This window comes from Streptococcus handemini (genome assembly GCF_040984445.1).
GTDB classification, from domain to species: Bacteria; Bacillota; Bacilli; order Lactobacillales; family Streptococcaceae; genus Streptococcus; species Streptococcus handemini.
Window position 1 is genome coordinate 1 of the sequence record NZ_JBFRYH010000066.1, and the last position, 9965, is coordinate 9965.

10 protein-coding genes are annotated in these 9965 nt (G+C 42.8%); all 10 read right to left on the reverse strand.

All coding sequences use genetic code 11. The features are described from left to right. Positions 1-952, reverse strand: a 952-nt coding sequence (locus tag ABPH35_RS09125) for an IS1182 family transposase (RefSeq protein WP_368849760.1), incomplete at its 3' end; no start/stop codon positions are given. Positions 953-1486: 534 nt separating this feature from the next. Further along, entirely contained in the window at positions 1487-2755 is a 1269-nt protein-coding gene (locus ABPH35_RS09130) for a dihydroorotase (protein WP_349989471.1), read from the reverse strand. Between the two features lie 10 nt (positions 2756-2765). Further along, positions 2766-3230, reverse strand: coding sequence for an NUDIX hydrolase (locus ABPH35_RS09135; RefSeq protein ID WP_349989470.1), 465 nt, complete (start codon positions 3228-3230; stop codon positions 2766-2768). Positions 3231-3238: 8 nt separating this feature from the next. Beyond that, positions 3239-3892, reverse strand: a complete 654-nt coding sequence (locus ABPH35_RS09140; protein ID WP_349989469.1) for a uracil-DNA glycosylase — start codon at positions 3890-3892, stop codon at positions 3239-3241. After that, positions 3892-4827, reverse strand: a complete 936-nt coding sequence (locus tag ABPH35_RS09145; RefSeq protein WP_349989468.1) for a glycosyltransferase family 2 protein — start codon at positions 4825-4827, stop codon at positions 3892-3894. The genes ABPH35_RS09140 and ABPH35_RS09145 overlap by 1 nt, the downstream gene beginning before the upstream one ends. Then, positions 4824-6311 (reverse strand): glycosyltransferase family 39 protein, encoded by a 1488-nt coding sequence (locus tag ABPH35_RS09150; protein WP_368849761.1) that lies wholly within the window; start codon positions 6309-6311, stop codon positions 4824-4826. Before ABPH35_RS09150 ends, ABPH35_RS09145 begins: the two co-directional genes overlap by 4 nt. Positions 6312-6414: 103 nt before the next feature. Then, positions 6415-7044, reverse strand: a complete 630-nt coding sequence (pyrE, locus tag ABPH35_RS09155) for an orotate phosphoribosyltransferase (protein WP_349989466.1) — start codon at positions 7042-7044, stop codon at positions 6415-6417. Between the two features lie 27 nt (positions 7045-7071). Continuing rightward, positions 7072-7767 (reverse strand): orotidine-5'-phosphate decarboxylase, encoded by a 696-nt coding sequence (gene pyrF, locus ABPH35_RS09160; protein WP_349989465.1) that lies wholly within the window; start codon positions 7765-7767, stop codon positions 7072-7074. 329 nt (positions 7768-8096) lie between these two features. After that, on the reverse strand, positions 8097-9053 hold the full coding sequence (locus tag ABPH35_RS09165; RefSeq protein ID WP_349989464.1) for a dihydroorotate dehydrogenase: 957 nt from the start codon (positions 9051-9053) through the stop codon (positions 8097-8099). A 14-nt stretch (positions 9054-9067) separates the two neighbouring features. Next, the gene (locus ABPH35_RS09170) at positions 9068-9841 is read right to left on the reverse strand and encodes a dihydroorotate dehydrogenase electron transfer subunit (protein WP_349989463.1); all 774 of its coding nucleotides are present in this window, start codon (positions 9839-9841) and stop codon (positions 9068-9070) included. Positions 9842-9965: the final 124 nt, after the last annotated feature.

Here is a 9965-nt window from a genome sequence, read left to right on the forward strand (position 1 = left end):
CAAAGTGTTCATCGTAAACAAAATCTTTTGGACGAAGTTTTCCCTGAATCCCTCTTGGTCTGGTATAAGGAAAAACAGGCGTGATATTCTTGTCTGAAAGAAATTTAGCTATACTGGGTGTTTTATAACCTGAGTCAGCGATTAGAAATTGTGGGGTAAAAGGTTCAAGTTTGGCAAAGAGCACAGGAAAGACCTGGCTGTCATGGACATTGCCAGCCTCAATACTATAAGCTAAAGCCCAACCATGCTTGTCACAAGCCACCTGAGCAGAATAGGCAAACACTTCCTTATGTTCGCCCTTGTGAAACCAGCCACTCTCTGGGTCAGTGGTAGATACTTTCTTTTCCTTAGCCTCGCTTTTTGTAACGGGCTTTAACGACTTTTTTGCGTGTTTCTTCCTGTCCTCATCAATCTCAAGTTCAAGTTGGTCACTCATAAATTTAGCCTGTTGTACCACTATTTCCTTACGGTACTTGTGGTTGTTCGCAGCTGCTTTAATATGAGTACCATCCACGAAAATCTCACTGGGGTCAACTAAACCAGACATTAGAGCTTGGCTCAACACCCGATTAAAAATCACAGAAATGACCTGTTTGTCTTGGAAACGCCGACTGTAATTCTTGCCATAGGTTGTGAAATGAGGCACCTTATCCTCCAAAGTCAACCCAAGGAACCAACGATAAGCGGTATTTACTTCAATCTCTTTCATCGTTTGACGCATAGAGCGAATGCCATAGAAACATTGGATAAGAGGAATCTTGATGAGCATAATCGGGTCTAAACTTGGACGTCCATTATCAGAAGAGTCAGTATCTTCAATCAAGTCATAAATGAAATCAAAGTCAATCAACTCATCCACTTGGCGTAGGAAATGATCTTCCGGGACGAGTTGATCGAGTGTATAGAAACCATACTGCTTACGGTTATATTCTGGTTGTTCTTTATGAAGCATAGCTCTTATCCTCCTCATATGAGATACTTTCATTATACTCCTATTTATAAAGAAAAGCCCTTAGAAAATGAATTCTATGGACTTTGTCTTCAATCTGATCTAAGGATATAATATCCTTAGATTTTTTATTGTCTAGTTTACTTCATAATACTCTATTAATATCAAAATTAGCATTTTACGATACTTTATTAGATAGTGTGGATAATACTCAGTTAACTTCAAAAAATAACTTTTTGATATTTTCTTAAGTAGTGCGGAGCGGAAGCAACCTCACACTCGTTGAGGATTATTTCATAATCCTTACTTCCAACCTTCAACAGTCCCCCAGACTGTTGAAGCAATACTTATTTTTGAGCCTAGGTCTCAAAAATTCCGTTATTAGTGACAGCAACTCTGTCACTAATAATACCACTAGGGCGAAAATATCCTTTCAAGCTCACTTCGTTCGCTCTAAACTGTGGAATCTTATTTTGCTATTCGATACATCGTGTTATTTTTGGATTTTGGATGAGTATAAATTAGTTATTTTGATTTTCAATGAGTATAAACAATCTCACCATCACAAATGGTATAGTGGATCTGACCTTTTAAGGCTTCACCAACAAAAGGCGAATTGCTAGCCTTAGATCGAAAATCAGGCGCAACGGTTCGCTCCGCATCTGGCGCAAAAATCGTAAGGTCTGCTGGACCATTTTCTGCCAAGTATCCCGCATCAAACTGATAGAGTTGAGCTGGATTTATGGTCATTTTTTCCAATAACTCCATCAGAGTCAAATGTCCCGCTGCAACCAGATAGGTCAAGCCGAGCGAGAGCGATGTCTCAAGACCTGTCATGCCAGACGGTGCTTGGGTAATATCATCTACATTTTTCTCGTCCCGATGATGGGGAGCGTGGTCTGTTGCGATAATGGAGATAACTCCTGATTTCAATCCCTCAATGACTGCCAAGCGGTCTGATTCCAAGCGCAAAGGCGGATTCATCTTGGCATTGCTACCTTGTGTTAACAGTAGGTTTTCCGTTTTTGAAAAATGTTGCGGTGCTACTTCTGCTGTGACCTGCGCCCCTAATTGTTGGGCAAATTCGACTACCTTGACACTTTCTTCCTTGGACAAATGCTGAATATGGACAGGCGCCTTAGTCGCATAGGCAATCATGACATCACGCGCCACCATACTATATTCTGCAACACCTGTTGCCCCGCAGACGTGAAAATGCTTGCGGGCGATTTCTTCATTAAGACCTAAAATACCATTTAGTTCGGGGTCTTCTTCGTGAAGACTGATAAAGGTGCCTAATTTCTTAGCCTCTTCCATGGCCTCACGTACCACACGGCTACTGGTCAAGGGAATGCCGTCATCTGAGAAACCAACGGCACCAGCTTCTAATAAATTCTTGAAATTTGTTAGATGCTGTCCATCAAAATTTTCCGTAATGGTTGCCACCGAATGGATATGAATATCTTCACGTGCCGCAGAAGCTAGCACCTCTTTCAAGGTTTCAACCGTTGAAATGGTTGGATTAGTATTGGCCATCAGGACCACCCGTGTGAAGCCCCCAGCTGCTGCTGAAAGCGCTCCTGTGTGAATATCCTCCTTGTGGGTCTGACCAGGTTCTCTAAAATGCACATGAATATCAATCAAACCAGGTGACACGACCATTCCGGTCGCATCAATCACTCGGTCAGCCTGCGCCTCGATTTTTTCCGCAATCTGTACGATTTTTTTACCTTTAACCAAGACATCACACACCTGATCAAAGCCTGTTTTAGGGTCCATCACCCGACCATTTTTGATAAGTAACATCTCTACTCCTTTATTCATAAAAATCCACATGACTATCCACTAAGGTGTCACCCTTATAGCTAAATTTAGCAGAAAAGAAAGGCTTGTCATCCAGTAACCAAGAAACAAAGGTATGATCTCCCTCCCAGGTCGGCTTGTCTAAGACTTCACCGTAAGGGACCCACTCAAGTGTTCCTTCGTCACAATCTGCCAACTCACCCTCAAATTCTGTTGCTTTAAAGACATAGGTATACCAGTCATGACCTGGCGTAAATTCTGGAAAGGTAATAATCCCCTTTAAGACGGGCTTGGCACGCAGACCTGTTTCTTCAAAAATTTCCCGCACAGCGCATTCCTGTGGTGTTTCTCCTGCTTCTAGCTTGCCACCAACGCCAATCCATTTACCTGCATGAACATCGTTTTTCTTTTTATTACGGTGCAGCATGAGCAATTCTTTTCCGTTATCGAGATAACAAATTGTTGCTAACTTTACCATCTTTCCTCCTATAAGAGCCAGTCAATCGGCATAAGTCCCTTGCTTTCTAAAAAGTGATTGGTTCGTGAAAAAGGCTTGCTGCCAAAAAAGCCACGATAAGCAGACAAGGGACTGGGATGGGCTGACTCAATCACCAAGTGCTGAGGATTGGTCACCAAGGCCTTTTTCTTACGCGCATACGACCCCCAGAGAATAAAGACTACTGGGCTTTCTTTCTGATTAACCACCTTGATAATGGCGTCTGTAAAGGGCTCCCAGATTTGACCCGCATGACCATTGGCCTGTCCAGCAGGAACCGTCAAACTAGCATTCAGTAGCAAGACACCCTGTTCCGCCCACGGAGTCAAATCATGCTGGGCTTTTTCACCCACATCATCTGCCAATTCTTTTAAGATATTTTGCAGAGACGGAGGGGCGGATAGCTCATTAGGGACTGAAAAGCTCAACCCCTGCGCCTGCTGGGGTCCATGATAGGGATCTTGCCCCAAGATGACCACCTTTACATCTTCTAAAGCCGTTGTCTGAATGGCGTTAAAGACTTTTTCCCTCGGTGGATAGACAACCCCACGTTCATACACATGGTCCAAAAATTGATTGATTTTTCCAAAATAGCCTTTAGGGAGTTGCTGTTTGATTAAATCATGCCAGGCCGAATGTTCCATTAACCCACCTTTTTCTTACTTCTTTCTTTCACTAAATAAATCGGACGTTTCTTGGTTTCGAGGAAGACTTTTGAGACATATTTCCCTAAAATGCCGATTGTCATTAGCTGCAAACCGCCTAGGAATAAAATAATGCAAATTGTTGACGGCCAGCCGATAGTCGGATCGCCAAACACCAAGGTTTTGACGACAATCACTACCATCATCAAAAGAGAGAAGAGGAAGGTCAAAAATCCCAGATAGGAAGCGATATTGAGCGGAACTTCTGAAAAATTGATAACACCTTCAATTGAATAGGACAAGAGTTCCCAGAAAGACCAACTGGTTTCACCAGCCACACGTTCGACATTTTCGTAAGGTAAATACTCTGTTTCAAAGCCAACCCAGGCAAAAATCCCCTTTGAAAAACGGTTGTATTCTGAAACTTCAAGGATACCATCCACCATGTGGCGGCGCATCAAGCGAAAATCACGCGCTCCATCCACGACTTCAACCTGACTGATTTTATTCATCACCTTGTAGAAAAGAGTCGCAAAAGCACTGCGAATTGGAGGCTCACCGGCACGCGTTATGCGCTGTGTGCCAACACAATCCAAATCAGCATTAATGTCTAGCATGGCCTTCATTTCAATCAGCAATTCCGGTGGATCTTGCAAGTCTACATCCATAACAGTGACCAAATCTCCCCTTGCTTCTTTTAGACCTGCATAAAGTGCCGCTTCCTTTCCAAAATTTCTTGAAAAAGATAGATACTGGACTGCCTCGTCCTGACTCGCTAAGTCACGTAAAACCTCTAAGGTACGATCTTTAGAACCATCATTGATAAAGAGATATTCAAAACGTTCCGCCATTTCCTGACGGACTTTCTCCATTTCCTGATAAAAGAGGGGGATTGCTTCTTCTTCATTGAAGCAGGGGACAATGACTGAAATCATAAGTTCCTTTCCTTTTTAAGCATTCTCGCTAAGCCGATACTTGATAACAATAAGATTTGTGGGAAAAACTGTAATAAATACCGTGCCTTTCCACCCTCGAATATCATGAGAAATAAAAGACCACCAAAAACTCCCAGACTTAAAAAATTCACCACATCATCTGACCGATAGCGTCCCACAGCCCAAAACAAGCCTATAATAGTAACCAGCCAAATAACTTGCTTAACTGCTTGGTAAACGTCATAATACTTCCCATCATACTGAATAATCGACTGGCGCATAATTTCTGCCAGCCCATTATTTTTTGTATAGACGTAGAGCGGTGAAATCAATGGCGTTTTCTCCGACTCAGGCTTAGTATACAACCAATTCAAGGCACCATCATACAGGGTGTTTGCTAGCTTGTAGCCTAAATGGCCCATGAAAGAGACAGGGGTATAAGCGTGAAGACGACGCTTGATTTCCTTGATTTCATTTTCTTGCGCAAACATGCCATTATTGTAATCACTTCTGCGTTCTGGAGCAATATACTGCAACAATCCCTTTTTCATATCTTCTTGATCAGTACCTGAATAGGTCAAACCTAGATTGATAAAGGTTGTCAATCCCTTTGCCAAGGTTTCATCACGCACAATCCTTACTTCTTCCTGCTGGTGCATTCCATAGCTTAGGCTACTAAAGACTAACCCAAAACTACAAGCAAAGACCACCATAGTCTGGGCAAACCCTTTCCAGTTTCCCTTAAAAAACAAGACCATACTAAAGGCAATCACACTAATCAATGCGGTTGGTCGAAGAAGACTAGCAATTGCTGTGACCACTCCTAGCCCGATTAACTGTTGATTGACATGCCGTTTTTCTTTTAATAGTGCTACCATCAAATAAAGTTGTCCAGCTAAAAATGGAAGGGACGTAATATCTGTATAGGTTTGAATAACATAGGGCGAAAAACCAAGCAAGAGTAAATATAGACTAAAAACTAAATCCGCAACCTGCTGACTAAAGAAATCACGACCAACTCGGTAGAGAATATAAGCCGTCCCATTCACATAGAGGATTCCTAACACTTGTAGTACCCAAAGAGTAGCATTCCCAAACAGATGGTAAAGCCCTCTCGCATACAAAAACAAGGCGAGATTATTAGGATTCCGTGTCAGGTAATTGGAAATCGATTGGTCTTCTATTAAGTGTAAGGCACCTGAAATTACCACTGCAGCATCTCGTCTGACCAATAGATTAGCAGAGAGGACCACCGCAATTTGAAACAACAGTGCAAAGGTCAGCAAGACTTTTTTATGACGCATGGCATAGCCATAAATCCTACCTAGTAACTCTTTTTGGACAAAATAGAAAAAGATGATGATCGCAGCAAGACCCATCCCAATCCAAGGCAGAGCCAGTAAATGCTTCACCACAACCACTAGCCAAAATAGAAGCAAGAGCCACATTATTTTTTGGATACACTTAAAAAACAACTGATACATACTGCTCATTATAGCATTTTCAATAAAAGATTTCTATTCTTACAAAAAAAGAGGGGAAATACTGACAAACCGCTATTTCCACACTCTTTCCACCAAGATCAGTCTAATCCTGCCAGGTTTCTTGATTTTCCTTAAATTTCTTCAGTAAGGTCAATCCATCTGCATTGATATACCCCTGTACCTTAGCAACCTTAATCAGCTCAGTATAGTTAGATAGAGTGACCAATTTCACACCTGCTTGTTCAAAATTAGCATCCGCCTTTGGCAATTCATAGGTGAAAATGGCCACCACACCTAGCACATCTGCCCCTTCACGTTCTGCTGCTGCTACTGCATCAAGTACAGAACCACCAGTCGAAATCAAGTCTTCAATCACGACCATTTTTTGCCCTTTCACAATACGGCCTTCCACCTGATTGCCTGCTCCGTGATCTTTTGGTTTGCTACGAATATAGGCAAATGGCAAGTTCATCCGATCTGCAACAATTGCACCGTGAGGAATTCCTGCAGTTGCCGTTCCTGCAATGACTTCCACTTCTGGAAATGTCTCTTTAATCTTTTCTACGAATCCAGCTTCAATCAGGCTCCGAGTGTCTGGATAAGAAAGCGTAATCCGATTATCTGTATAAATCGGGGACTTGATACCTGACGCCCATGTAAATGGCTCTTCTGGCTGCAAATATACGGCCTTAATATCGAGCAAATGTGCTGCAATTTCTCTTGATAATGTCATGATGTGCTCCTTTTTGATTCTTGTATTCTATAGTTGATTCCATTCGTTATAAATAGTGCGGTAGGCGGAAACAGGGTCTATTGCCTGCGTAATCGGACGACCGACAACGATATAGTCACTACCAATCCGATAGGCATCTGCTGGACTGACCACCCGCTTCTGATCTCCAACTGCTGCACCTTGCGGACGGATTCCTGGTGTCAAACAAATAAAGTTCTCAGAAGTCACCTGCTTGATAGCTGCCGCTTCTTGAGCTGAGCACACCACACCATCTAGACCAGCCTCGTAGGTTTTTTGAGCATAATGCAAGACCGATTCTTGTAAACTGGTTTGAATATTCTGGTCTGCCTTCATCTGTTCCTCAGAGGTAGATGTTAACTGGGTCACTGCTATTAAAATAGCTGATTCCCCTAAACCACGCTTAGCTGCTTTCATCATTTCGACACCACCAGCCGCATGGACATTGGTCATGTCGACCCCTAATTCTGCTAAGACCCGCATGGCGGATTCGACTGTATTTGGAATATCATGCAGTTTCAAATCTAGGAAAATACTATGCCCCAATTTCTTGATATAGCGAATCATTTCTGGACCAGCCGCATAATATAATTCCATTCCTACTTTAACATACAGACTTTCCTCACTCGGAAAAAGGGCTAAAAACGCTTTAACCTGTTCAATCGTCGGAAAATCAAGAGCAATGACTGGACGTTCTTCTCTCATAGTTGTTCCTCTCTATAAAAATAACCTTGTCTAACTAGACAAGGTCGCACGAAAAGGAGGGAGGCTCCCTCTTTCACCATGAACACCTTTCTAGCCTCTCTGGACTGAGTTAAAGGTTTGTTGCTACTATCACTCTTCGTTTCATTATGGGCACAAGATAATAGTAATAAAATGATTATTGACTGTCTATAGTATACTAATTTATCTAACGTTTGTCAACTGACACTAAACATAAAATCATATCTTTTTTATAACAACAGATTTCTACTCAATATTATTTGTTCAGAATAGCCTCCTCATTCATTCGGAGGTGAAATCCCCTTTCTAAACTACTTAACAGCTGTCTCTGCTCTCAATTCCTGACGAATGTCTTGCCGCAGTTCTTCCAAGCTTGTGATGCCATACTTGTCCATTTCACTTGATAAGTCCTCGATAATGCTTGGACAGGCAAAGGGATCAGTAAAATTCGCTGTCCCAACACCAATGGCTGAAGCACCTGCAATCATCATCTCAATCGCTTTTTCAGCTGAATCAATCCCACCCATACCAATGATAGGAAGGTCCGTTACTTGAGCCACTTGACGAATCAACTTTAGTGCAACAGGAAAGACCGCAGGGCCTGACATACCACCTGTCCCATTGGCAATAATAGGCTTGCGAGTTTTCAGATTAAACCGCATCCCCACCAAGGTGTTGATCATGGTCAGTCCACTGGCTCCAGCATCTTCTGCTGCTTTTGCGAGTAAGCTAATATCTGCCACACTAGGAGTCAATTTGACATAGACGGGTACGCTTGATGTTGCCACCGCAGCTTTTACCGCTTCATAGGCTAATTCTGGCACTTGGCCAATCAAGAGACCATGATTGCCATGATCCACATTGGGACAGGAAATATTTAGTTCAATCGCTTTTACATTCTTAGCCTGAGAAATTTTTCCAGCTACATAGGCGTATTCTTCATTGGAGAAGCCGGCGACATTTGCAATAATGGGAAGGTCTGGAAAATGCTGTGCAAGCCAGGGTAATTTCTCTGCAAGAACCGCATCGACACCTGGATTTTGTAAACCAATGGCATTGAGCATACCAGACGGGGTCTCAGCCACTCGTGGCGTTGGATTGCCATAGCGAGGTGCTTGGGTCGTCGCCTTAATCATAATGGAGCCAAGGCGATTCAAATCAAAATAGTCTGCGTATTCCTGACCGAAACCAAAACAGCCTGAAGCTGGGATAATCGGATTTTTCAAGTCAAGTCCTGGTAGGGAGATTTTCAAACGATTTTCTGTCATCTCATGCTCCTTTCTCACCATACAAGGCTACCTGTTGGAAAGACGGGACCTTCCTTACAGACACGCTTATTTTCATATTCCTTGCCGCCTTTAGGACGAACTACACAGGCGTAGCAAGCTCCCATTCCACAGGCCATACGAGCCTCAAGAGAGAGATAGGCATGCGGATGATCTTCAAAACGCTGGTCCACATAGGTCATCATAGCCGGCGCTCCGCAGGCATAAACTGCATCAAACGCTTGGGACAAGTCATCGACTACTGTAGAAACATAGCCTTTTTGACCATAACTACCATTATCCGTCGTGACAAATACTTGACCGTAGCGTTGCAATTCCTCTTCTAAAATGACCGCCTGACGATCAGCAAACCCAATCACAGAAACCACCTTGACATCCTTTTTATGAGCCTGTTTTGCCAGCTCCACCAAGGGAGGAACACCAATTCCACCTCCGATAATGAGAATGGTTTGCCCTGATTCTAAATGATCGAGGGAAAAGCCGTTTCCAAGTGGCCCCATGACATCAATCACATCGCCTGCCTTCATCTGAGAAAAAGCAGCTGTTCCCTGACCTTCCACACGATAAATTAATCGTGCTTCTTGCCGATCAACATCAATTTCTGAAATCGAAATAGGACGTCGAAGTAGCATGGCCTGATCTGGCACCCGTAAATGAAGAAATTGACCCGGCTTCATCTCTGAAACCATGTCCCCTTTTAAAACCAAGGAAAAGATGTTCGGCGCCAAGCACTCTTGACGGACAATGGTCATCATTTCTTTTAAAATCATGTTTATAATTCATTCCTTTCGTTTCACTCAAGGCACAACACTAAATGAAAATGTGTTGTGCTCTTTATTTTGCTCTATAATATAAAATGAGAAGGCCAATCACGACTACAAATCACGGGGAGGA